The sequence below is a fragment of the Dyadobacter sp. CY351 genome (assembly GCF_021502625.1).
GTDB lineage: Bacteria > Bacteroidota > Bacteroidia > Cytophagales > Spirosomataceae > Dyadobacter > Dyadobacter chenhuakuii.
This window is the reverse complement of sequence record NZ_JAKFFU010000007.1, coordinates 217,629-240,933: the sequence shown is the minus strand read 5'-3', so window position 1 is coordinate 240,933 and position 23,305 is coordinate 217,629. Positions and strand designations below refer to the sequence as shown.

Genomic DNA, 23,305 nt, shown 5'->3' with positions numbered 1-23,305 from the left:
ACGAACACATTCGCATGCAATCCTTTCTTAATCTTGTTGCAAAACACATTCTTGGTAACCATGCAACGCTGGAGAGGGTAAATATCATTGTGCCCACGCGCCGGGCAGCCTTTTTTCTGATGCAGGAACTGGCAAAGGAAACGACGGAAGCCATCATGAGCCCGAATGTGGTTGCCGTGGACGACTTTGTGGAAAGCATGTCTACGCTCGAAATTGAAGATCCGGTTCATTTGCTGTTTGATCTTTATGAAACTTTCCAGGAGATCGATCCCGATGTTCAATTTGATCGCTTCATGGGCTGGGCTTCTGTGCTGCTCAATGACCTCGACCGCATTGACCAGTATCTTGTAAAAACTTCCTATCTGTTTGACTATCTGACAGAAGCACATGCGATCACCCGCTGGCAGGAAAGCATGCCTGCCGGAAAAACGCTTCAAACGGAAGGCGGAACAAAGCAATATTTTTCGCTTTTTGAAAATATAAACAGGGTTTACATTTCATTTCGCAGCCGCTTGCTGGCCAAAGGCAAGGCATACCGCGGGATGGCTTACCGCGAGGTGGCAGAAGATGTCGAGGGGATTTTGGTTGAAAAAAGTGATTTTGAAAAACTCTATTTTGCCGGTTTCAATGCATTCACAGAATCTGAAAAAGTGATCGTCAGCGCATTGATCAAGGCTAAGAAAGCGGAAGTACTTTGGGATACGGACCGTTATTATATGTCTGAAAATGCAGGCGTTGAAGCGGGAAAGAGTTTGAGGGAATATCAGAAAAGCAACGCATTTGGCGCCTGGAACTGGACCACGGACCATTTAATGTCGTCGGAAAAGCACATTACCATTTACGGCGTGCCCAATGCAACATTACAGACCAAGGTTGCCGGACAACTTTACAAGCAAATGCGGGAGCTGGATGCCCAGGGCGACGCTATTCCAACGGCCATTGTGCTTGCGGATGAAAACCTGCTTTCGCCCATGCTGTATTCCCTGGACGAAAACGTTAGCGACCTGAATGTTACCATGGGCCTCTCCATGCGTAACTCGCTGCTTTATACATTAATAGACAGCATTTTTGAGCTTCAACAGAATGTTGTTGAATTTAAAAATAAAAAAGGACAGCTGATCCGCATCCCGAAATTCGGGCATAAATCGATCAATAAGGTCCTTAACCACCCTTTTATCAGACATTATGAATATGTGGCGCTGAAACCGCTCAGCGACGGCCAAACGATCATTCAGAAAACACTTTGGGCCATAACCAGCGGCAACCAGGTGTTTCTGAGCCCGGAGGACCTGATGGCGCTGAGTGACAGCCATCCGCTGTTCAAAATCCTGTTCACACATTGGCAGAAAAACAATTCCCGGCAGGTTATCCAGACTTTCTACCAGCTGATTGAACTGCTCCGGGAAGTGTATAAGGATTACAAAAATGCGCTGGAAACAGAATATCTCTATCTTTTTTATACACTGCTCAAACAATTTGAACAGACGATCGAGGAAAAATCGGAGCTGATCACTTTGCGGACATTGCGTTCGTTTATGTTTGAGTTGATCCGCCAGACCAAAATCCCTTTCAGCGGCGAGCCGGTGAGCAATCTGCAAATCATGGGAATGCTCGAAACCCGTGCGCTTGATTTTGAGCGCATTATCATTCTTTCGGTGAATGAAGGAATGATTCCGCAGGCAAAAAGGCAGAACTCACTCATTCCGTACGACGCTGCACAGGCGGTTGGATTGCCTACGCACCAGCATCAGGAAGCGGTCATGTCTTATCATTTTTACAGGCTTTTGCAGCGTGCAAAAGAGGTGCATATGCTTTATACCAGCACCAATGATGCGCCCGGCGGCGGTGAAAAAAGCCGGTTCATCAGGCAGGTGGAATATGAGCTGTCGCAGTATAATCCGCTGATCCGGATCGAGAATAAAACCGTTGTGCTGGAAAGCCGGAAGCAGGACGAGCTGGACGAGGTTGTGCATAAAGACGAGGCCATGCTGGTCGTTATCCGTAACTATCTGGCTGGTAAGGGCATTTTCCCGACACATTTAAATGAATTCATCCGCTGTTCCATGCAGTTTTATTTAAAACACATTGTGGGCGTGAAGGAGAAGGAAGAGGTGGAGGAAGAGCTCGGCATGGACAAGATCGGGACCTGGCTGCATGCCGCTCTGGAAAGGCTGGACAATGAATTTTTTCTTCAAAAAACAGATCCTTCGGAGGAACAGATCAAGGCTGTTTTAAGGGAAGAATTTGATGACAAATTCAAGGGTTATGTAACGGATATGGGCCTTAACCGGATCTATTATCAGGTGGGTGAAAATCAGATTCTTGTTTTCCTGAAACATCAGATGTCGCAGCGGCCGCGGCGGGAAATCCTTGCGGCAGAACAGCCATTAAGCACGAAAATCCAGCTCATATTGCAAGGCGCCTACACACCCGTGCGCATCGGCGGTAAAATCGACCGTATCGAACAAAGCGAAGACGGAACATTATATGTGATGGATTACAAAACCGGGAGCGTCGAGCTGACCGGAAAACAAAAGCTGGCCGATCCGGTGCGCTGTGAAGAAGTGATCCGCAATGATCCGGACCGGAAAATGGGTTACGTGCGGCAGCTTTGGATGTATGAATATTTGATGTACCGCAAAATGCTGGATGAGCAGGGGCTGAAAATTGCAGGAAAAAATTACGCTTTCGGCGACTACGCGGTAAAGTCAGGATTTTACTCCTTCCGAGATCCTAAGAACCTGATCTCAAACCCGCTTGACCTGACAGAAGAACTGGCTCCCGCACAGTTTATTGAAAAGTCGGAAGTGATTTTGACGGATATTTTAAATGTGCTGCTGGACCCTGATGTCCCATTCCGCAAAACGCCTGACCTGAGCACTTGCCAGTATTGTGATTTTGTCGGGATTTGCGGCAGATAGTGCATTGTAAACGGAAAAAGCGATTGGGATCACCAACCGCTTTTTCATTTATCAAGTTCTTGTTATTTCTTTTTGAATTCCAGGTAACCTTCGTAGGAAGTTTTTCCGTTATCCGGGTCAGCCAATTTTATATTGGTATTCAACTGCGCCACGCCCGAAGCGCCAGCCGCTCTTGTCGCAATGCCCGTTACCACATGCCTTAACGGCTTTCCGTTGTCTTGTTTTACATCCACTGTTTCGTTGATCGTGAATGAATCCTTAGTAGTCTTTACGTCTTTCAGATTATATTCCTGAACCACATCTACTTCGGTGCCGGCAATTTCAACGTGGATATTTCTGGTGTAAACGATCGCCAGTTGATTTTTCCCGGTTGCCGTGATCACCCAGTCATTCTGAACCGAAGTAGGCCCGTCTACAACCAGCGTTCCGTAACTTCCAACGTATTCAGGTGCATAATCAACTTCTGGTTCCACATCGTCTTCTTTATCTTTGCAAGAACCCATTAAAACGACCAGGCAGCAAAAAATCAGCTTTTTCATACTTTAACTTTAAGAGTAAATAACATCTAAATTAATAAGCCGGAGTGCGGCAATTTTCTACTAATAACGGCAATGAAGTGTTAACCGCATATTTAACCGCAACTAAATTGTAATGACTTACAAAAAGTCGCGCCTGAACGCAGCTAAAATGGCAATTTTCCAAGATCTACATTTCCACCGGTCAGGATAATCCCTACCTTTTTCCCTTCAAATTGATCCTTATTTTTAATGAAAGCAGCTAACGGCACCGCACCTGACGGTTCCACGACGAGCTTCATCCGCTCCCACAAAAAGCGCATCGACTGAATGATCTCTTCATCGGATACCGTAAAAATATCGGTAACATGCTGCTTGATGATCGGGAATGTTTTGTCGCCCAGATAGGTCAGCAACCCGTCCGCAATAGTCTTAATATAAGGCGCTCTTTCGATCTTATCGCTTCTGAATGAAAGTACTGCGTCCGCTGCGCCTTCGGGCTCGCCTGCGTAAACTTTGGTTTCCGGGGAAAAGTAATGTGCTGCCAATGCAGTTCCGCTCAGCAAACCGCCACCGCCAACCGGGGCGAAAATAAGGTCCAGTTTTTCGCGGCTGTCTTCCATCAGTTCCTTCGCTGCGGTGGCCTGCCCGGCTATCACTTCGTAGTTGTTGAATGGGTGAATAAATGTTGCGCCTGTTTTCTTGGTTATTTCCTGCACCGTGCGCTCTCTTTCTTCGGGTGTGTTTTTACAAAAAGTAATTTCTCCACCGTAATCTTCCACCGCTTTGATCTTCACCAAAGGAGAATTGTCGGGCATAACAATGTATGCCTTCGCCCCCACTTTTGCCGCCGAAAACGCTATCGCCTGGGCATGGTTTCCACTTGAATGCGTGGTCACTCCGTTTTTCAGCTGTTCCCGGGAAAGCGAAAGAATGGCATTAAGCCCTCCCCTGGCCTTGAATGCACCTATTTTCTGCAAGTTTTCACATTTGAAAAAAATCTCTGCTTTACACAGATCATTCAGGAAGCTGGAAGTCAGAACGGGCGTGTGGTGAATGTATGGCGCTATAAGCCTGTGCGCCGCCTCAATTGTGTTCCTGCTTGGTACAGTATCAGACATTTGAAGGTTTGGTTTTAAGATTCTTTGATTGCTCAAAGTAATCAGAAATTTATAAAAAAAGAGCCCGTCGTACCGGACGGGCTCTAAAAATAATGCAATTCAACTGTTACTTGCCAGCGTTAGGCGTGTACAGGTTGAAGAATTGATCCAATTTCGGCGTAATGATAATTTCAGTACGACGGTTCAGGCTGCGGTTAGGTGCCGAATCATTTGCCACTTTGGGTAGATATTCGCCACGGCCGCCAGCAATCATACGAACTGGCTCAACACCGTATTTCTTTTGAAGCGTACGGGCAACTGACGTAGCACGCAAAACGCTAAGATCCCAGTTGTCGGCCACTTTATCTGTTGCGATAGGCACATTATCCGTGTGGCCCTCGATCAGGATTTCTATTTCTTTGTAGTCATTCAGGATCTTGGCAACTTTGCTCAACACCGACTCAGCTTGTGTATTGATAACAGAGCTTCCCGATTTGAACAACATCTTGTCTGAAAGCGAAACGTATACAACGCCTTTTTTCACTTCGATCTGAACATCTTCATCGCTAACATCTGCCAATGAACGTTTCAGGTTCAAGACAAGCGCCATATTAAGCGAGTCTTTTTTCTGGATGCTGGAATTCAGATCGCGGATCTGCATGCCTTGTGCGTCCATCATAGCAAGTGATTTCTTAATGCTTTCCGAACCTTCCTTGCTGATAACCGACAGATCAGACATGCGGTCAAGCAGATTATTGTTGTTCTTTTTCAGGAATTCAACTTGTTCTTCCAGCTCTTTCAATTTTGCATTTTTGCTGGTAAGCTCATCATTTTTGGCCTTCAAATCATTATTTAATCCAGCAGTTCTGCTGTCGCAATCGTTAAGATCAGCACGCGCTTTGTCAAGTTGGATCTGGATTTCATTGGCTTGTTTCTGTGCAGACAGCATCTTTTTCTTGCTCGCGCAGGAGCCAAGAATAAAAAGCATGGCAACGGCCAAAATCGTTTGTTTCATAATAAAGGGTGGTTAATTAAATCAACAGTGGTTAAGTATAAAAATCGGTACGTTAGGAAATTTTCTAAAAATATCGAGCCAAACCAAAGCAGGCCCTGCCCGTTTCAAGTCGCAAAGGTACAAAAAAAGGGAAGATTGTTTGAGACAATCTTCCCTTTTTACACTTTTTGGATAATTCTAATTAAAAACTAATATGGCATCGACCAGTATGGATTGCGATGCGCTTTCATGCTGTCACGAATATGCTCAGCAACCAGTTGTTCATATTTTAGTGTATCCAGCTTTTTTCCTTTCATCTTCTTGGGAAGCGCCATTTCTTCGTCTTTTACCTCTCTCATTTTCACTTCCTTGGCCGTGATGACTACGTCGCCTTCATTAATATCCAGTTCAAGGATCAGGCCAGGCAAACCAGAATAAAGCTCCGGACCAGCGGAAACGGGAATGTTGTCTGCAAACCAGGCTGTGATTTTCTGACCTTTCGTTGTATCCTCGGTCACGGCCATCATGCACATATAGCCAGCGATTTCCTTGATCTTATTCATGACCTTCCACTTGGGCACTTTCAGGGAATCTTCGAGAATGTAAGTTTTGCCCAGCATAGCAATGATGTCCGTCCGCTTTTCCTTTTCAAAATCTCGGTATATTTTGTACTCATCTTTCTGCCAGGAATAGCCGCCTTCGGACAGGTCTTCTTTGGCCGGATAGCTGTAATAGCTTTGTTTTTCATTGAACAGCAGAACAAAATCCTGTTTCTGCTCATCATTGTTTGCCCATGTCGTAGCCGCACGTTCCTTTTCTTCCTTGCTTAAAAAGGTCATCCGGTTATTGATCCGTGACCAGGTTTTCACGCGTTCGTAACTGATTTCGCCCGAGGTTTTTTGCGCCGTTGCGGCAAATCCCAGCAACATGAATATGAGTAAGCTAACTGATTTCATAGGTGATAGTCTGATTTTTAGAAGTTGTTGCGTTTCACAGAAGCCGTTACACCGCGCATATTATACGTAAAGCTCAGCATGAAATACCGGGACAATGTCGCCACTTTTCGTTCAGTATAATAGTTCTGGTTGACATTTTGGGTGATCCCCAGGTTTTTCTTGAACACGTCATTGGCAGTAAGCCGGATCTCGCCTTTTTTGCTTTTCAAGATAATCTTATAAACAGACAAGTTGAGGATCGGCAGTTTTTGATCAAAGCCAAACTGGTCATTTTTATAAATCCTGTAATTGAAACGTGCATTGAAATAAATGTCTCTCGGCCCTTTCGCATTCACATCAGCGCCGTAAGTCGCATTGAATATCTTCTGGTTCTGATTCGTATTGATGGAATATTCCGAGTTACTGAAACCCCAGTTGGCATTTCCATAGAATGTAAATGCATCGCTAGGCGTCAGATCCAGGCGCGTTCCGAAATTGTAGCTGTTTGTATTGGTTTCGTTTTCAACGTTGTTAATGTAGGTAATGTTGTTGTTCAGATTGACGCTCGCATTCAGGTTCATCGTAGCCTTTGTCTTCTTCAACGGAAACCCGAATCCACCATAAGTACCGTAACTGTAACCGCCTGAAACGTTGATTGGCTTTGTAGTTGTGATCAGGTTCTCGACGTTCACCGTGCGGTTGTAGACGATCTGATTCACATTATAATTGTAGGAAAGACCGATATAAACATTCATGAATGTAGCCGGATTGAACATGTTGTAACCCGCATAAACGCTGTGTGACGACGATGGAATCAGGTCTGGGTTTCCTTCCGTGATGAACAGCGGATTGCTGTTGTCAATGATAGGCTGCAAGTCGGTAATGGAAGGTTCGCGAACATTCAAACCATATTCCGCGTAGATATAGCGGTTGTTTTTAAGGTCATAATTAATTGACACATTAGGCACAAAGGTGAAATAGCTTTTACTGACCCGCATAAAATCGGCGGCAGCTTTGTCCGCAGCAAATTTTCCTCTGAGCTCGAACTGCACACCGGCAAGCCCGGCAGCGACATTGAATCCTTTGTTGGAGTAACGAACGCTGGTTCCGATGCGGTTATAGGTAAAATCGTTGGAATAAAAACGGGTCAAGAAAGGGTTAACCTCGCGCTCGGTGCCCGAAACGTTGAATACATCGCGGTCTACTTTGTCCTTCCGCATGCTGTAATTGTAGAATGTCTCCCAAAAGAATTTCTTGGCAAAAGGCTCAATATAGGACAGGCTGCCTTTAAAGTTGCCGCGCGTGCTTTCGGTCTCATTCAGCTGGTTGATAATGCTGTTCCGCGTCGAATCCTGGAAGAAAACATTGTCCGATCTAAGGTTTTTGTTCTCGTCGCCATTGTTGATGTTATAACCCACGCTGGCCGCAAAGTTCCGTCCTTTTTTCTTGAACTTATGGCGATAGATGAGCAGGTTAGCCATCGCGAAAGAGCTGTATTCGCTTACATTCCGCACGGTTGACTGGTTGGTAGCATTGCCCTCATTCAGGAACGACTGCTGAAAACTGTTAAAGCTGTCGTCCCCCGAGTTGATCCGTGAATTGCTGATCAGGATAATGGTGTTCAGCGAATCAATGTTCTTTTCAAAACGCAGGCTTGGACGGTGGTTTCCTGTAAATCCGATTGTTTTGGAATTGGCGATCGAGCTGTAAGAATCGTTGGTCAGGAAATTCTCCGTGCGCGACTCCACATCCATAATTGCCTTTGTCTGGTTATAAAAATAGCTGGTGCTAAGCTTTGTCTTTTTGTCGTCATAATTATAGTTGGCGCCGCCCGCAAAGTTCTTCGTAAAACCTTCCGATCCACCTCCGCCCCAGTTGGGCTGAATCGTGATCTCATCGCCTCCGTAATAACGGCCGCTGTTGAAACCGAAATCCCCGTCATCGCCCCAGTTGAATGACTGGCTTCCCTTAAAATCCTGGTAATCGTTCCTGGCAATGCCCGATTGGTTCGTATTGTTTCCGAAACCAAGGAGCGCAAACTGCTGCTTGTCGTTAAAGCGGTTATAGCTCACTTTTCCTTCCAGGCGCTTATCGGTTCCCACACCGGCGATTGCTTTTCCGAAACCGCCCTTTTTATGGCTGTCTTTCAATTCGAGGTTTACCGTTTTCTCCCGTTTTCCATCGTCCACACCGGTTACTTTGGACTGCTCTGTCTTACCATTGAAAACCTGGACTTTATTAATGGCTTCGGCCGGCAGATTTTTCGTCGCCATTTTAGGATCATCGCCGAAGAAGCGCTTACCGTCGACGGTTACACGTTTCACTTCTTCACCCTGCGCTTTAATGTTCCCGTCGGCATCCACCTGCATACCCGGCAGCTTGCGCAGCAGATCTTCTACCGTCGATCCAGGCGGCACTTTAAACGCGCGGGCATCAAACTCCACTGTATCGCCCCTGATACTCAATGGCGCACGGGCCGTTTTGATGACAATTTCGTAGAGTTCCTGTTGCAACACTTTCATTTTCATCCTGCCCAGGTCCGTTACATCGCCGTCTTTGGGATTGACTGTTTCCTGATAAGGAACAAACCCTACATAAGAAACTTTGAAAATGTACTGCGCACGTTTCAGGTTTTTCAACTCAAATGCGCCTTCTTTGTTGGTTCTTCCGAAATTCACCAGCGATGAATCTTTGGGAAGCAGCAGCATCACTGTAGCTTCGGGCAGGGTTGCGCCAGAGGTGTCTGTGACTACGCCTTTGAGCGTGAAGCGTCCTCCGGTTTGTGCTTGCACAAGCCCGATTTGAAGACATAAAAAGAACAGAAGTAGGATTTTTTTCAAGGCTGGTCTGGCGGTTAAATGAGTCGAAGTATGTAACTGATAAATTACAATACGCAATAATATAGAAAGTGCTGCAACTTTAAAACTAATAAATTAGTTTTAAAGCGGTTTTATATGATGTTAATAAAAAATTAACTTTAATTAAGATTTGAGATCCCAATATATGAAAAGGTTATATATAAGTTACTTTAATCTTCGAGAAAATAAATTAATTTATTTTGCGGTTACAAAATGCGGAGAATGTTCGCGTTAAAACGATATTTTATTTAAACAGAATGAAAACAATTGGCTTAATATCAGACACACACGGCTATCTGGACGAACGGGTTTTTGATCATTTTAAAAATTGTGATGAGATATGGCATGCAGGAGATATCGGATCGGTAAAGATCATTGAACAACTGGAAATGTTCAAGCCCTGCCGCATCGTCTTTGGGAACATTGATAATAATGATATCCGGGCGAGGACAGTGGAAAACCTGCATTTTGAGCTGGAAGGATTCCGGGTCTGGATCACGCACATTGGCGGCGCGCCTCCGCGTTACAACCCGATGGTCATGCCGGAACTGAAATCACAAACCCCTGACATTTTCGTGTGCGGGCATTCGCACATCCTGCGGGTGATACGCGACAAAGCATTGAACAATATGCTTTACATTAACCCCGGCGCGGCTGGGCGGGAGGGTTTTCACAAATTCCGCACGCTGCTGCGGTTCAATATACATGAAGGATTAATCAGCCAGATGGAGGCTATTGAGCTGGGAAAACGCGGGGCGATGATCAGTTAGAAAGTGATTGAAACCTTTTTCGTTTCGGCTCCGCGTAAGAATTCTGCCTCTACTTTTTCTCCCTTTTCATGCTCGCTGAGCACATCCATGTAATCGTAAATGGATGTTATCTCTTTACCGGCAAGCTTTGTAATGATGTCACCGGCCTGTATCCCGGCTTTTTCGGCTGGACGGGCTTTGGAAACGCCGTCGATTTTCAGGCCTTTGCCCGAATAGCTGTAATCCGGCATCACGCCCAGGGTTACCTTGAAATCAGATGTTTTGTTGCCTGTATGCGGATTATCGGCTGTTATAAATTGTGGATCAGTTGTTTCTTTATCTATATTTTCCAGCAGGCCGGCAATAATGCTCAGGATTTTGGCCTCACCTTCGAAATTAATGCGCTCAATGTCATCGCTAACCTTATGATAATCGCTATGAACGCCTGTAAAGAACTGCACAACAGGAATATTTTTCAAATAAAATGAAGTGTGATCCGATGCGCCTACGCCAGAGGAATCAACCGTATATTTCAGATTCTGCGCCTTGACAAGATCAGGAATCAGCTTTCCCCAGACCGGACTTGTTCCCCAACCCGAGACAATGATCCCTTTTTCATCGCTAAGCCTTCCGATCATATCCATATTGATCATGCAGGAAACGGACGCAAGCGGAATGGTCGGATTTTCTGTAAAATACTTGGACCCGATAAGCCCAAGCTCCTCTCCCGAAAATGCCAGAAAGAGGTAATTATGCTTTTCAGTAATGTTGTTTTTTGCAAAATGCCTTGCCAGTTCAAGCAGGCCCGTTGTACCCGATGCATTGTCGTCCGCACCATTATGGATTTTGTTGCGACTATCCGTTGTGAGCGAACTTCCCTGAAAACCTTTTCCCAAATGATCGTAATGCGCACCGATAACGATTGTTTTCCTGGCTCCATTATCTAAAAATCCTGCAACATTGCGGGCCGTAACCTGGTGCAAGTTGCCTTCAATGGCATATTTCACCTGAAATGGCTGAAAGAAACCGGCATCCGTTCCGGCAGGTTTCAGGCCCAGTTCTCCGAAGATCGTGGCAATGTAGTTCGCCGACCGGATTTCGCCCAAACTCCCCGTTCCCCTTCCTTCCATGTCGTCCGAAGCAAGAAATTCAATGTGCTTGCGGATGGCCGGCGCCTGAAATTTCTGTGCATAGGATGAAAAAGAAGCACTGCCAAGCAGCAGCAAAAGGAAATATTTCATAGGTATGGATGAATTAAAACAACGGAAAGTTACAATGTCTCCTGCAACTCCACGAGGAACTTCCGGACGCGCATTAAGCGCTGAATCAGCAGCTGTGATTCCTCTTTTCTTCGCATCTGCTCACGCGCGCCTTTGATCGTACGCCCCTGCTTGTCGCGCTGGTGCATGATCTTTTTAATAATCTCAATGTCGCGCTCCGTATATCTGCGCCTGTTTCGTGCGTCCCGTTTGGGGTTCAGCTGTGGAAATTTCTTTTCCCAAAAGCGCAGGGCAGATGGCTCGCAGCCAACCATTTCGGCTACTTCATTGGTATCATAGTAAAGTTTGGTGTTCGGTTGCATGACTTTCGGCAGTGATAACTACAAATATACTCACCCCCGGAATTAAAGTCTGTTTTCCGCCAGATTTTTGATTTTCTCCAATGCCGTTTTTGCGAACTCCACAGAAGCGTCATAGTAAGTCTGCCCGTCTGCCAACACCGCAAAATCGCCAATTTCCACTTGCAGCAAAACGCCATTTTCATTTTCTGAGAGCCTGTATGTATACGCAATGTCATATGCAGCAGGCGACTGCTCCCACTTCTCTACGTACAGCGAAAGTTTCAGAAGCGTATTAGGCTCGTGCGCCGTGACGGTGAGCCGCGACCTGCCCGACCAGTCGATCACCCTTCCAAGTTCCAGGTAATAATCGCCAAAATCCGAAGGAAGCTCATCCCACTGCCTGACGTATTTCGGGGCTATCAATATTTCCCACACTTTGCTCAGCGGAGCTTCTATACTTGTCTGATCCTGAACAGTTAACGCTTGATCCATCATATTCAATTACTTTTTGCAGTATACGTTTACAAGCGATGAACTAAAATTGTGCCCACAAGGCCTGAAACGCACTGTTTCATGGAAAATCGCGCCCGGCTGCTTACAAATTACAACATGAAGCAAACTTTAACTTACTTTACAGCCGGATCCCAAACCGCAAAATTTTACTTAACAGAATGAATCAGGAGATAAAGCCGGTCAGCAATCCCTTCGAGTCCAAGATCAACAGTATACAGGTTCTGAGAGCGGCTGCGGCACTAACTGTCACCATTTACCATCTTAAAGACGTCATCGGAAAAGGTGAACCCTTCAAGCAGGAACTTGACTTTTTTTTCAATTCAGGCCCTTCCGGCGTTGCCTTGTTCTTTGTGATCAGCGGGTTTATTATGGTGTACATTACCAAACACACCACATTTTCACTGCTATCGGTTTATAAATTCATGGCGCGCAGGTTTATCCGGATCTGGCCCACCTATGCGATCATTACCCTTCTTTACTTTTTATTTCAAATGAAAGTCGGGCTGCAACCGGGCGCTGTGAAGAGTGTGATCCTGAGCTTACTTTTCATCCCGGTCACGCACACCGATCCGCCATTTTACGGATATGCATTTCTTCCGGTTGGGTGGACGCTCAATTACGAGATTTACTTCTATGCGCTTGTGGCCATCTCCATGTTCTTCTCCCGGTTCAGATGGTATGTGTTCTTCGTGATCGTAATCATCACACTGGTCATCCTTCCGCTTACATTGGGTTACATCACATTGGAAACCCAGCGAACTGCCGACTTCGGGAACGGATACCTGAACATGATCGCAAATCCTATTATCTGGAATTTTGTATATGGTGTGATTATCGGTCTCATTTACACGAACGAAAAACTGTTTCCCATCCTCGCATCCGCGTTTGCAAGGGTCTGGCTTGTGTTTCTCTTCATTTCCCTTGCATTATGGCAATACTGGTCGGGCTTTTTTGGTGGCTTGGGGCCTTCACAATGGGGATTTGGATCCAGTCTGCTTTTTACCGCATTCATCTTCTATAATGCGCGCCGCCCGATTAACTTTCCCGACTGGCTTGTCAAAATCGGCGATATGTCGTTTTCGGTTTATCTTGTACATATGCCTATTGTTGTCATTTTAGGTCAGTTTTTCAAAAGCCTGGGGTATCCGGTTTACAGCACTGGCACTTCCATGTTTTTCCTGGCGCTGTTCCTGACTATGGTGGCGTCCTACCTATCCTATCAATATTTTGAATTGAAATTGTCCAGCTATCTGAAACAATTCCTGCCCTTCATGAAAAAACGATAACGGATTTCAGGGAATCTTGATATCCTGAATGGTTTTCATATCCTCGACAGTTGTTTGCCGCAAGTCTCCGGACCAGAACCGCTTCATGAATTCGGCGTAACGGTTGGCGATATATTCCTGTGAGTAAGACAGAACATGGCCTTTTCCAGGCTGGTAATTGAGGTCATAAGGCACTTTCAGTGAATGCAGCCGCTCCGAAGCAGGTTTTGCTCCCAGCATCCAGAAGTATCTTCCGCATGAGAATAAATTGCCCTGTATATAAGGCAGCACACTGTCGCTGGTTCCCTGGAAAAACACGGTTGGCTTCGCATTGTTTCTGTTAACATAAGTTGTCTTGAAGACAGAGTAACCCATATAAGTCAACAAACTGCGTACGCGAAACTCGGTGCCTCCCTTAGCATTGTCCAATGGTCCGAGCGTCTTGGAAATTCCCGGTTGTAAAGCCTCAAAATCAGCCTCATCCATGTAAACCAGGGCGGAAATGATCATGGAACCTGCGCTGCTTCCGGCTAGCATCATCTGGCCGGGATCTATTCCGAACTCGTTTGACTTGTCTGCAAAGTAATGTAAGGCAGTATACGTATCCTGAACGCCGCGGTAAATGGCCTGGATCACTTCCTTGTTATTGCCGCCACAAGTATTTGTTTCGCTTCCGCCTGCAAACCCAAGACGATAATTGATAGCAGCCGCTGCATAACCTTTCCTGGCCATGGATCTCGCTTTCCCCATCTCGCTGCCGAGATCACCATAAATAAATGCGCCTTCATGCACGAAAATCACAAACGGGCGATATTTAAGTGTGTCGTTTTGTGGGGCGATAAAAGAATAATTGAGGTTCGCAATGCTCCCATTGTAGTCGGGCGCCTGCTTGTAAGTTCCGGTGATAATGCCCAGTTCCGATTCACTGTAAATGTTGGCAGTGCCGAAGCCTTTGGACAATGCCAAAAACCGATTGCTGTTACGGGGCTTTAATGTATCAATAATGACGGGGCCGGGATTCGAATGACCCGTAGTGTCAACGCCGCTGGTGTCGATGGGTTCCGGCTCTTCGCCGGGTTCTCCAATGGGCTCTTTAATGGGGGGCTCGAAGGGACTTGGCCCTTCGCATGCAGCGAACAATCCAACTAAAAGTAAAAAAATGCATTGTAGGTAGACTGTCCGCCACATTATCCAGGTAGAGTATTTATGCTTGACTTGCCTGGTAATCAGGCATTTTAGTTATTCATGCTCGATGCCAGCTGTCCTGCGGTTCCATCCGTGGCCAGTTCGCTTTGGTGGTAAAAATACCCTTCTGTTTTGTTATTCCCGGTAAGTTCGTCCTGTTTTTTTTCAGCGCCGAAATTTCCTTCCATCTGTCTGAAAAATTTGTTGAAGAAAACATACAACACAACGCCTGAAACTGCTCCTACTGCCAATATCTTTTTCATGATCGAATCGGTTTGATGAATTTTTGCTCACTTTTTATATTACAGTAAGCAAAAAGGATACCAACGCACACGTCATAGGGTTTCAGGGCTGCTTTTTCATGCTGGTATGATTTTAACATATCAACGTCAAACACCCACTAAACACATAAGCAGATGGACTTTATCATATTTTTGAAAGCGATAGGCAACCTCGTATTTGCAGTCATTCTTTTCCTGGCAATATTTATTACGGCCGGATTTTCAGTTGTGCTGAACCTGTTGAAACAGTTCGGGCATGCACAATTATCAAGAAGGAACATCAGTTTCAGAAGAAAATGAATGTTGCAACCTGCTAGGAAAGCAGGTTTTGCCTGAGCAGGAATTCCAGCTGACCATTCACTTCGATCAGCTTTTCAATAAGTTCCTTGTTCTTCTCCCGCAGATAAAAAATCTCATGCGCATTTTTAATGATGATCCGCAGCTGGGCCTCGTCCCACGGCTTATTGAGATAGTAATAAATGTGGCCCTTATTCACAGCATCAATCACGGCCGAAACGTCCGTATAGCCCGTCAGCAGAATGCGGACTGGCTCTGCGTAATCCTTTAACACTTCTATCAGGAAGTCCACCCCGGTCATTTCAGGCATGCGCTGATCCGTAATGATCACGTGAACCACATTATGTTTCAGCAGCTCCAAGCCTTCCCGCCCTGATGTAGCGATCAGAATGTTAAAATCTCTTCTAAACGCAGCCTTGAATGAATTGAGGTTGTTGATCTCATCATCTACATACAGGACGCTTATTTTTTCTTTGGTTTCCATTATCACGTAATTCTTTCTTTTTTCGGAGGTTGTTTGAAATTTGAGTTCGATCCGATACGCTCAACTAATTGATAATATTATAATATTAATTCTATATTAGTATAAAAGCGCTAAGTGGTTTTTACAAATTAACTTTTTACCTCTGTGTAACCAACTACTTGTCAACGAATTTAGACGCTTTCCAATCAAATATTTTGTCCTGGATACAACCTGTGATAGTTTTAGAAAAATAATTTCAGCAATTTGTGTAACTATTGATAGACATAGGATCACTTGCCCGGTTACAAAGTTTCAGCGGCAGCGATTTTATACGAAGATCAATACATTTCGTCGAATTTTAAATTTTACGTGAGTTCTTCTGGGAACCGTCCTCCTAATAGCTTAAAAATGTATCCCTATCCAGCAAACAATACGATCTATAAGCCGATTTTTATCTTTCACGAACAAAGCACTGACAAACAAAAGTTTAATGCAGTCCTTTCGGACTATCAACAAAAAATCGTCCTCGATCTGTTTTCTTCCCAAATGAAGGAGCTGATTAAGATACAAAATCCCAGGAAAAGGCTTACAAGTACTGAAATTGACGAAAAGTACGACGAATGGATTTCGGGCAAAGATTCCGATCTGCTTGGTTCGTGGGTCTATTATCCCTGGTCCAACCGGCTGCTGCACATTCTCAACAAGCACGACTTCGTAACATTAAGAACCAGCAGAAACCATTATAAGATCACCCCGCACGAACAGGCAACATTATCTGAACGCAGAATTGGTATCATCGGACTTTCGGTTGGTCATGCGGTTGCACTCAGCGTTGCCACAGAACGCATTTGCGGAACATTAAAACTTGCTGATTTTGATACCATTGAGCTGAGTAATCTGAACCGGATAAAAACCGGTCTGCACAACATAGGCATCAACAAAGCGATAGTAACGGCCAGGGAAATTGCGGAGATAGATCCCTACCTGGAAATAGAATGTTATACGGAAGGAATTACGGAAGACAATATCACGTCATTTCTTACCGAAGGTGGTAAGCTGGACATTCTTGTTGACGAATGTGACGACCTGGAAGTAAAGATCAGCGCACGGCAGATGGCCAAAAGCTTTCATATTCCGGTTGTAATGGAAACGAGCGACCGGGGAATGCTGGATGTGGAACGGTTTGACCGGGAGACGGACAGGCCTATTCTGCACGGAATGCTGGCTGATATTCCTGCTGAAAAATTAAAGAACATTAGTCCCGCCGACCGCTTTCCGTTAGTAATGCGCATTATTGACGCCATGAACACTTCCACCCGCGGGCGGGCTTCATTGCTGGAAATCGGGCAGACGATCACCACCTGGCCGCAGCTTGCAAGTGCGGTAACATTGGGCGGAGGCGTTGTAACCGACGTTTGCAGGCGCATCCTGCTGGATCAATTTACGGATTCAGGAAGATATTATGTAGATCTCGAAACCCTGATCAATAACAAACCAGACACTTCCACGGTCGCCGTTTATAGTAATCCGAACACGTCATTCGACCTGGATCGGGCTCTTGCCATCATTGATTCCCTACCCCAGACTCAGCCCGACGCTGTCCCGAACGCGGATGAAATCGGGCAGATTGTTAACGCCGCAACACAAGCATATTCAAATGGAAATGACCAGCCCTGGAAATGGGTTTTCCGAAATGGTCTGCTGCATTTATTTCACGATACATTCCGCTCGCATTCTTTTTCCAATATCAATAACATGGCCGCGCACCTCGCCCTGGGCGCTGCCTATGAGCATGCGTTGCTGAAGGCCAGTCAGCTTGGCTATCAGACCATTGTACAAAAATCCCCTGTTACAGATTCGAACGAGCTGGTTGCCAGCATTCAATTTATAAAAGACACCCAGCCCGGAAATCAAACACACAGGCTGGCAGAATCCGCGGAATCTTTCGCAATTCACCGGAATTCAACCTTGTCTTATGCATTACACGAAGAAGAAAGGAATGCCCTGCACAAGGCTGTGGAGGGCGTATCCGGTGCTGATGTTCAACTCATTACCGAAAAGGAACAGCTCGCTGGACTTGGAAAAGTTGTCGCAGCATGCGACAGGATAATGATGCTTCATACGGAAGGTCATAACGACTACTTCAACCGCGACATCCGGTGGCCAGGCGCGGAAAATGCGAATGCAGGGGACGGTGTTCCTATCCAGGCATTGGCCTCAACGCCAGCGCATATGGCTGCGTTATCGATCGTTAAGGACAAAAAAATCGCTGCTGCGCTGAGCGCATTTGGCGGTGGAAATGCTTTAACGGAACCTATCCAATTCAGCGTTGCAGATGCTTCCTGTGTGGCTATTATTACATTGCCGGATGCAGCAGATCAGTACTTTGTGGGAGGAGTCGCTTCTCAAAAGCTTTGGATAACCGTTGAACAACTCGGTCTGGGCGGCCAGCCATTGCTATCACCCCTGTTTTTGTTTGAACGGCTTGATTCGGGCGCCGGATTAAGTGTAACGGAAAAAGACAAATTACAAGGTTTACGCAATGAGTTTCAAAATATCATATCTTTAAAAAATAACACAAAAGCAGTTTTTCTATTTAAGATCATCAAACCGGAAATGCCAGCAATTCCATTACCACGCCTTCCATTGAATGAAACCTTGTTTATTGTAAACGACGCAATTTGATGGTAGCAAAAATTAAAGCGTACAAGTCAACTGAGGATATCGAAACCTGTTATAGGTACATTGACGAGCACCGAAAAGTACTGGAAGCCTATGGCGTAAAGCAGGTGACTTCCGCAAGCCATGACTGGCTGAATGATGAAAATACTTATGTGATCATTGTTGAGTCCGAGGACGGTGAAAAGATTTATGGCGGCGGGAGGATCCAGGTCCGCAATGAGAAAATGAAAATGCCGATGGAAGATGCCATTGCCAAGAAGGACGAGCGCATTTACGGGTATGTAGACAATCTGAAAGAAAAAAAGATCGCCGAGTTCTGCGGCCTCTTCAATTCCAAAGAAGTGGCGGGTTACGGCATCGGGAGCATTTTCCTGGGAAGGATCGGCGTTGCGATTACTTCGCAGATCGGTGTTGACCATTTATTTGCATTGTGCTCACCGCCTACCTTGCGCCAGTGCCTGCGGATCGGGTTTGAAATTATCCGTGACCTGGGGGACAACGGAACATTTTATTATCCCAAAGAAGGCCTCATCGCCACCGCCATTATCGTCAACGACCTGGACAATCTGCCCCAGGCGCATGAAGAAGAGCGCGAGCGCATCATGCACCTGCGCAAGCATCCGGTTCAGTTTGCGGTGGAAAAGGGCCCGAAGGGAGAAATTGCATTACATTATGATCTTGATATGAAGATTTAGGATTTTTATGAAATTTTTAAAGCACCTATTTGCAATCACATTTCTACTTTCCGCAAAGCTCGTTTACGGCATCCCGGTGAATTTTTACCAGGGCTCACAAATCATTGGCAAGCAGGTTGAAATTTTTGAAGATGTCACCAATGCGCGCAATTTTGAGCAGGTCCTAAAAACCAACGCTTTCGTTCAGAGTACGGACGACACGCCTAATATGGGGCTGAGCCAGTCCACATTCTGGATCCGGTTTTCCATCGCCAACAAATCGGCCAGCTCGCTGCTATATCTGGAACTCGCGCATCCGCTGATACATACCTGTGAGCTTTTTGAGATTGAGGGCGCAAAGGTCAAGGTTGAAACAAATCGTGAAAATGCGGACTTCAATGAAAGACGGATCAAACACCAGAATCTTGTTTTTGCGCTTGATATAAGGCCAGGCCAGCAAAAGAACTATTATCTGCGGGTGAAGGGCTATAACCAGGTGATCCTGCCGCTCATCCTGCGCGACCAGGAAACATTCTTCGAAGCCGCGCAGATCGGCGAAACCATCAATGGCATTTTCGCAGGGATCATTGCAGTAATGGTGCTTTATAATGTCTTCATTTACTTCTCCACCCGCGACAAGAGTTACCTTTTTTATGTGCTTTATGTGTTGTTCGTAGGATTGGCACAAACCGCATTGTCGGGTTACGGGTTTAAGTATATCTGGCCATTTGCACCAAAATTCAACTCCGTAGCAACCATTTACTTCTCGGGTGTTGCCGGAATCTTCGCCATGCTTTTCGTGAAAAACTTTCTCCAGCTTCCCGAAAAATGGCCGCCAGGGGTCTTCATCCTGAATGTGATCATCGCACTTTATTCGTCCACAGGCTTACTGAACCTGCTTGGGTTTGAATTACTGAGCTTTCGCGCGGTCGATGTATCAGGAGGAGTTGGGGCGATCGGGCTTTTTATAATAGGGTTTAAACTTTCAAAGGAAAATTATCGTCCTGCCAAACTTTTCTTATTGGCCTGGAGTATTTTCCTGCTTGGTCTGTTCCTTCTTGTTTTGCGAAATATTAACATCCTGCCGTATAATATTTTCACAACTTACACCATGCAGTTCGGCTCTATTGCAGAAGTTGTACTGCTATCTATTGCACTGGCGGATAAGATTAATATATTTAAAAAGGAAAGGGAAGAATCACAGGAAGAAGCCCTCCGCGTGTCGCTGGAAAATGAAAAGATCATTATGGAGCAAAACATTAATCTGGAAAGGAGTGTCAACGAGCGAACTGCTGAGTTGCAACACGCTAATACAGAACTAAATGTGACGCTCAATAAACTGAAAGACACCCAGACACAGCTGCTGGATTCCGAAAAGATGGCTTCACTGGGTCAGCTTACAGCAGGGATCGCCCATGAGATCAACAATCCCATCAACTTCGTGAGCTCGAATATCAGGCCCCTCCGCCGTGACATTGACGACGTCCTCGAAATCCTCGATTCCTACAATGACATCCAGGGCGTTGACTCAATTGATCAGTTACAGGTTAAGATCAAAGAAATCGAGCGATTGAAAGAAGATCTGGATCTTGACTACATTAAAACTGAGCTGGGCACCTTGCTGAAAGGCATGGAAGATGGCGCCAGCAGGACGGTTGAGATTGTAAAAGGGTTAAAAATATTCTCCCGCGTAGATGAATCCGACCTCAACGTCGTCAACATTAATGAGGGCATCGAGTCAACCCTTATTATTTTAAACTATCAAATGGGTAATTCCATACATTTGGTAAAAGAGCTGGGGAATATCCCGAGTATCGAATGTTTCGCAGGCAAGCTGAACCAGGTGTTTATGAATATCCTCAATAATTCCATTTACGCACTGTTAAATGCGAAAACAGAGGGAAAAACGCCGACAATCTGGGTTAGGTCATGGCTGCAGGACCCGGAAAATATTTCTATTTCTATCCGGGACAACGGGCCCGGTATGCCACCCGCGGTCCGCGCGAAAATTTTCGAGCCGTTCTTTACCACCAAGCAGGTGGGAGACGGAACAGGCCTCGGATTATCCATTGTATTTAAAATAATTGAAGTTCACAGCGGAAATATCCAGGTAAATACCGAAGTTGGCGAGGGAACAGAGTTTTTGATCACCCTGCCCGTAAAACAGAAAGCACGCCCTATCCAAGATTTCAATGAGTGAAAAACCAATAACCATCCTTTACATTGACGATGAGGAGCATAACCTTCATTCGTTCAAGGCTTCTTTCCGGAAGCAGTACGATATCACAATTGCCTCATCTGTAATAGATGCGGAATTGATCCTTGAAAAACAGGATTTCTGCATTATACTCGCAGATCAGCGCATGCCCATTATGACGGGTGTGCAGTTTTTTGAGAAAATCAGGACTAAATATCCTAAACCAATCCGGATTCTCATCACAGGCCACACTGATATTGGCGCGGCGATCGATGCCATTAACAAGGGAGAAGTGTTCAGGTTTATCGACAAGCCCTGGGATTATGGTTATGTTGAGAATGCAATTTCGCACGCCTACGACATTTATAAAACGCGCGAAGATCTTAAAGAGCGGAATGAAGAGTTGCAGAAGGCGAATGAAGAGCTCGATAAGTTTGTTTACAGCGCTTCCCATGACTTGCGCGCGCCGTTGATGTCCGTGCTTGGGATCGTGAACCTGGCGCTGCTGGAAGACGATATCAAATCCCAGAACGAATATCTGGAACTGATCCGGCAGTCGGTTAAAAAGCTGGATACATTCATTATTAATATCATTGATTACTACAAAAATGCAAGAGGCGTTCCAGTCGTTACGGACATCAGTTTCGAAGAGCTCGTAACCGAAGTGCAGGCCACCATCCAATATCTGCCCGAATACGGCAACCTGAAAATGACCACTGACATTGAGCAGGATGGTGTGTTCCGGTCGGATGTAATGAAGCTCCGGATTATATTCAATAACCTGATCAACAATGCTATAAAATTCCAGGATACGAACAAGCAGAACCAGTTCGTGCATCTGAAAATCAAGTCCACGCCGAGCTCAGCCAAGATCACCATCGAGGACAATGGCTCGGGCATCAAAGATTCGGATCAGGACAAAATTTTCAAAATGTTTTACCGGGCAGGCGCAACAAACAGTGGATCAGGCATAGGTTTGTACATTGTACATGAAGCGATTGCTAAACTCGGAGGTGAGATTAGCGTTTCTTCCAAAGTTGGCGAAGGAAGTATTTTCGAAGTCAACATCCCTTCTATCCATAAATAAGAAATACATGAAGCCACTTTTACACTTTTTCCTTATAGACGACAGCACATTCGATCTGTTTATATACGAAAAGTTACTGAAGAAAAGTGGCATTACGGACTCTGTCAGGACATTCAATTCCGCGCGCGATGCGCTCAAACATCTTGTCAGTGAAGCAGATAGCCTTCCTGAAAGCATTATTCTGCTGGACCTGCAAATGCCCGACATGAACGGGTTTGAGTTTATAGACGAATTCGACCATCTTCCGGAAAGTCTCCATAAAAAGATTAAACTCTTCATGTTGTCCTCCACCATTGATACCCGTGACATCGACAAGGCAAAGGCGAGCCGGCATATCATCGACCTCCTTCCCAAACCATTGGAAATCTCAACTTTGAAGCGAAAGCTAGAAATCTGATTTTTGTATTTTGGCGTGTTTCCGCCTGCTTTGATTGTTAGAAAGTCCTCGCTCCCAAATGAAGGAAGTAATCTAAGTTGCTTAGGCATAGGACTTTAACATTGTTCTGCATAATGCGCAACGACTGAATAAAAATTACGTTTGCAGGCTTCCAGCTAGTACAATTCCCAGTTTGTCCAATAATGTAACAAATTTTCTTCGGGTTAAACCACACATTTGCCATTAGTGGGAAAATTATGCCACATGATATGAACATATAAACTATTAATATAATTTTTTTAATTTTTTTAAAATTGCGCACTGTTGAGGAACAGCTTTATAGCAGGATCTTGGCATATAGTAATCTTTAACATCCCTTTTTAAATGAAAACTGATAGCAAAACCCTGTCTGAGATCTTAAAATTACACGCGGAGTACGTTAAGGAGGTTGAGTATAGCGGCATTAAGCCGCTATCTATGGAAATTTATAAAACCAATTCCAACAATTTCGTTCGCTGGATCCAGGATGATTTCAACCCCGGAAGCAAGTTGCGCAGAGGTGCGTGAGACTTATTATCTAAAAAAGACATTCTTACTCAACGTTTAACTATCATACGACTATCGGGAACACTTTCCGATAGTTTTTTTTTAC

At 45.2% G+C, this 23,305-nt stretch carries 21 protein-coding genes; 10 read left to right on the top strand and 11 right to left on the bottom strand.

Annotated features, from left to right (window positions below; genetic code table 11):
• Positions 1–14: 14 nt before the first annotated feature.
• Positions 15–2,921, top strand: a complete 2,907-nt coding sequence (locus L0660_RS15360) for a PD-(D/E)XK nuclease family protein (RefSeq protein WP_235160238.1) — start codon at positions 15–17, stop codon at positions 2,919–2,921.
• A 62-nt stretch (positions 2,922–2,983) separates the two neighbouring features.
• Here L0660_RS15360 and L0660_RS15355 read toward each other — a convergent pair whose 3' ends face one another.
• The 5 genes from L0660_RS15355 to L0660_RS15335 form a co-directional block, all read right to left on the bottom strand.
• Entirely contained in the window at positions 2,984–3,460 is a 477-nt protein-coding gene (locus L0660_RS15355) for a hypothetical protein (protein WP_233797850.1), read from the bottom strand.
• 143 nt (positions 3,461–3,603) lie between these two features.
• Positions 3,604–4,557 (bottom strand): threonine/serine dehydratase, encoded by a 954-nt coding sequence (locus L0660_RS15350; protein WP_235160237.1) that lies wholly within the window; start codon positions 4,555–4,557, stop codon positions 3,604–3,606.
• Between the two features lie 106 nt (positions 4,558–4,663).
• Entirely contained in the window at positions 4,664–5,551 is an 888-nt protein-coding gene (locus L0660_RS15345; protein WP_233797847.1) for an OmpA family protein, read from the bottom strand.
• Between the two features lie 188 nt (positions 5,552–5,739).
• Positions 5,740–6,486: a GLPGLI family protein gene (locus L0660_RS15340; RefSeq protein ID WP_233797846.1), complete on the bottom strand. Its 747-nt coding sequence runs from the start codon at positions 6,484–6,486 to the stop codon at positions 5,740–5,742.
• Between the two features lie 17 nt (positions 6,487–6,503).
• Positions 6,504–9,305: an outer membrane beta-barrel family protein gene (locus L0660_RS15335; protein WP_233797844.1), complete on the bottom strand. Its 2,802-nt coding sequence runs from the start codon at positions 9,303–9,305 to the stop codon at positions 6,504–6,506.
• A 275-nt stretch (positions 9,306–9,580) separates the two neighbouring features.
• Here L0660_RS15335 and L0660_RS15330 point away from each other — a divergent pair, with 275 nt between their 5' ends.
• A complete protein-coding gene (locus tag L0660_RS15330) occupies positions 9,581–10,093 on the top strand; it encodes a metallophosphoesterase (RefSeq protein ID WP_235160236.1) in 513 nt (170 codons plus the stop codon).
• Here L0660_RS15330 and L0660_RS15325 read toward each other — a convergent pair.
• From L0660_RS15325 to L0660_RS15315, 3 genes are read right to left on the bottom strand one after another with little or no spacing between them, the layout of a single operon-like run.
• Positions 10,090–11,313: a M20/M25/M40 family metallo-hydrolase gene (locus L0660_RS15325; RefSeq protein ID WP_235160235.1), complete on the bottom strand. Its 1,224-nt coding sequence runs from the start codon at positions 11,311–11,313 to the stop codon at positions 10,090–10,092. The two genes, L0660_RS15330 and L0660_RS15325, sit on opposite strands and share 4 nt — an antisense overlap.
• Before the next feature lie 29 nt (positions 11,314–11,342).
• Positions 11,343–11,654, bottom strand: coding sequence for a MerR family transcriptional regulator (locus L0660_RS15320; RefSeq protein WP_026630025.1), 312 nt, complete (start codon positions 11,652–11,654; stop codon positions 11,343–11,345).
• Between the two features lie 42 nt (positions 11,655–11,696).
• On the bottom strand, positions 11,697–12,128 hold the full coding sequence (locus L0660_RS15315) for an SRPBCC domain-containing protein (RefSeq protein WP_235160234.1): 432 nt from the start codon (positions 12,126–12,128) through the stop codon (positions 11,697–11,699).
• A gap of 176 nt (positions 12,129–12,304) precedes the next feature.
• Here L0660_RS15315 and L0660_RS15310 point away from each other — a divergent pair, with 176 nt between their 5' ends.
• Complete coding sequence (locus tag L0660_RS15310) at positions 12,305–13,432, top strand: acyltransferase (protein WP_235160233.1); 1,128 nt, start codon at positions 12,305–12,307, stop codon at positions 13,430–13,432.
• 6 nt (positions 13,433–13,438) lie between these two features.
• On the opposite strand, the gene L0660_RS15305 is transcribed toward L0660_RS15310, so the two are convergent.
• Positions 13,439–14,551: an alpha/beta hydrolase gene (locus tag L0660_RS15305; RefSeq protein ID WP_235160232.1), complete on the bottom strand. Its 1,113-nt coding sequence runs from the start codon at positions 14,549–14,551 to the stop codon at positions 13,439–13,441.
• A gap of 95 nt (positions 14,552–14,646) precedes the next feature.
• Positions 14,647–14,859: a hypothetical protein gene (locus L0660_RS15300; RefSeq protein ID WP_235160231.1), complete on the bottom strand. Its 213-nt coding sequence runs from the start codon at positions 14,857–14,859 to the stop codon at positions 14,647–14,649.
• A gap of 153 nt (positions 14,860–15,012) precedes the next feature.
• Here L0660_RS15300 and L0660_RS15295 point away from each other — a divergent pair, with 153 nt between their 5' ends.
• A complete protein-coding gene (locus tag L0660_RS15295; RefSeq protein WP_233797836.1) occupies positions 15,013–15,177 on the top strand; it encodes a hypothetical protein in 165 nt (54 codons plus the stop codon).
• Between the two features lie 13 nt (positions 15,178–15,190).
• On the opposite strand, the gene L0660_RS15290 is transcribed toward L0660_RS15295, so the two are convergent.
• Entirely contained in the window at positions 15,191–15,658 is a 468-nt protein-coding gene (locus tag L0660_RS15290) for a response regulator (protein WP_026630021.1), read from the bottom strand.
• 387 nt (positions 15,659–16,045) lie between these two features.
• Between L0660_RS15290 and L0660_RS15285 the strand changes: the two genes are divergently transcribed.
• The 6 genes from L0660_RS15285 (at position 16,046) to L0660_RS15260 (ending at position 23,220) form a co-directional block, all read left to right on the top strand.
• Positions 16,046–18,322 (top strand): Rv1355c family protein, encoded by a 2,277-nt coding sequence (locus L0660_RS15285; protein ID WP_235160230.1) that lies wholly within the window; start codon positions 16,046–16,048, stop codon positions 18,320–18,322.
• Entirely contained in the window at positions 18,322–19,014 is a 693-nt protein-coding gene (locus tag L0660_RS15280) for a hypothetical protein (RefSeq protein ID WP_233797834.1), read from the top strand. The genes L0660_RS15285 and L0660_RS15280 overlap by 1 nt, the downstream gene beginning before the upstream one ends.
• A 7-nt stretch (positions 19,015–19,021) precedes the next feature.
• Positions 19,022–21,193, top strand: a complete 2,172-nt coding sequence (locus tag L0660_RS15275) for a 7TM diverse intracellular signaling domain-containing protein (RefSeq protein WP_235160229.1) — start codon at positions 19,022–19,024, stop codon at positions 21,191–21,193.
• Entirely contained in the window at positions 21,186–22,277 is a 1,092-nt protein-coding gene (locus L0660_RS15270; protein WP_235160228.1) for a hybrid sensor histidine kinase/response regulator, read from the top strand. Before L0660_RS15275 ends, L0660_RS15270 begins: the two co-directional genes overlap by 8 nt.
• 7 nt (positions 22,278–22,284) lie before the next feature.
• Positions 22,285–22,674 carry a response regulator gene (locus tag L0660_RS15265; protein ID WP_235160227.1) on the top strand — a complete coding sequence of 130 codons (390 nt, stop codon included), beginning with the start codon at positions 22,285–22,287 and terminating at the stop codon, positions 22,672–22,674.
• A 363-nt stretch (positions 22,675–23,037) separates the two neighbouring features.
• Positions 23,038–23,220, top strand: a complete 183-nt coding sequence (locus L0660_RS15260; RefSeq protein WP_233797830.1) for a hypothetical protein — start codon at positions 23,038–23,040, stop codon at positions 23,218–23,220.
• Positions 23,221–23,305 lie beyond the last annotated feature (85 nt).

Coding starts and splice junctions, on each gene's coding strand:
- L0660_RS15285 (WP_235160230.1), top strand. CDS start 16,046: ATGTATCCCTATCCAGCAAACAATACGATCTATAAGCCGATTTTTATC.
- L0660_RS15325 (WP_235160235.1), bottom strand. CDS start 11,313: ATGAAATATTTCCTTTTGCTGCTGCTTGGCAGTGCTTCTTTTTCATCC.
- L0660_RS15350 (WP_235160237.1), bottom strand. CDS start 4,557: ATGTCTGATACTGTACCAAGCAGGAACACAATTGAGGCGGCGCACAGG.
- L0660_RS15290 (WP_026630021.1), bottom strand. CDS start 15,658: ATGGAAACCAAAGAAAAAATAAGCGTCCTGTATGTAGATGATGAGATC.
- L0660_RS15300 (WP_235160231.1), bottom strand. CDS start 14,859: ATGAAAAAGATATTGGCAGTAGGAGCAGTTTCAGGCGTTGTGTTGTAT.
- L0660_RS15355 (WP_233797850.1), bottom strand. CDS start 3,460: ATGAAAAAGCTGATTTTTTGCTGCCTGGTCGTTTTAATGGGTTCTTGC.
- L0660_RS15310 (WP_235160233.1), top strand. CDS start 12,305: ATGAATCAGGAGATAAAGCCGGTCAGCAATCCCTTCGAGTCCAAGATC.
- L0660_RS15320 (WP_026630025.1), bottom strand. CDS start 11,654: ATGCAACCGAACACCAAACTTTACTATGATACCAATGAAGTAGCCGAA.
- L0660_RS15340 (WP_233797846.1), bottom strand. CDS start 6,486: ATGAAATCAGTTAGCTTACTCATATTCATGTTGCTGGGATTTGCCGCA.
- L0660_RS15280 (WP_233797834.1), top strand. CDS start 18,322: ATGGTAGCAAAAATTAAAGCGTACAAGTCAACTGAGGATATCGAAACC.
- L0660_RS15295 (WP_233797836.1), top strand. CDS start 15,013: ATGGACTTTATCATATTTTTGAAAGCGATAGGCAACCTCGTATTTGCA.
- L0660_RS15270 (WP_235160228.1), top strand. CDS start 21,186: ATGAGTGAAAAACCAATAACCATCCTTTACATTGACGATGAGGAGCAT.
- L0660_RS15275 (WP_235160229.1), top strand. CDS start 19,022: ATGAAATTTTTAAAGCACCTATTTGCAATCACATTTCTACTTTCCGCA.
- L0660_RS15345 (WP_233797847.1), bottom strand. CDS start 5,551: ATGAAACAAACGATTTTGGCCGTTGCCATGCTTTTTATTCTTGGCTCC.
- L0660_RS15315 (WP_235160234.1), bottom strand. CDS start 12,128: ATGATGGATCAAGCGTTAACTGTTCAGGATCAGACAAGTATAGAAGCT.
- L0660_RS15360 (WP_235160238.1), top strand. CDS start 15: ATGCAATCCTTTCTTAATCTTGTTGCAAAACACATTCTTGGTAACCAT.
- L0660_RS15260 (WP_233797830.1), top strand. CDS start 23,038: ATGAAAACTGATAGCAAAACCCTGTCTGAGATCTTAAAATTACACGCG.
- L0660_RS15330 (WP_235160236.1), top strand. CDS start 9,581: ATGAAAACAATTGGCTTAATATCAGACACACACGGCTATCTGGACGAA.
- L0660_RS15265 (WP_235160227.1), top strand. CDS start 22,285: ATGAAGCCACTTTTACACTTTTTCCTTATAGACGACAGCACATTCGAT.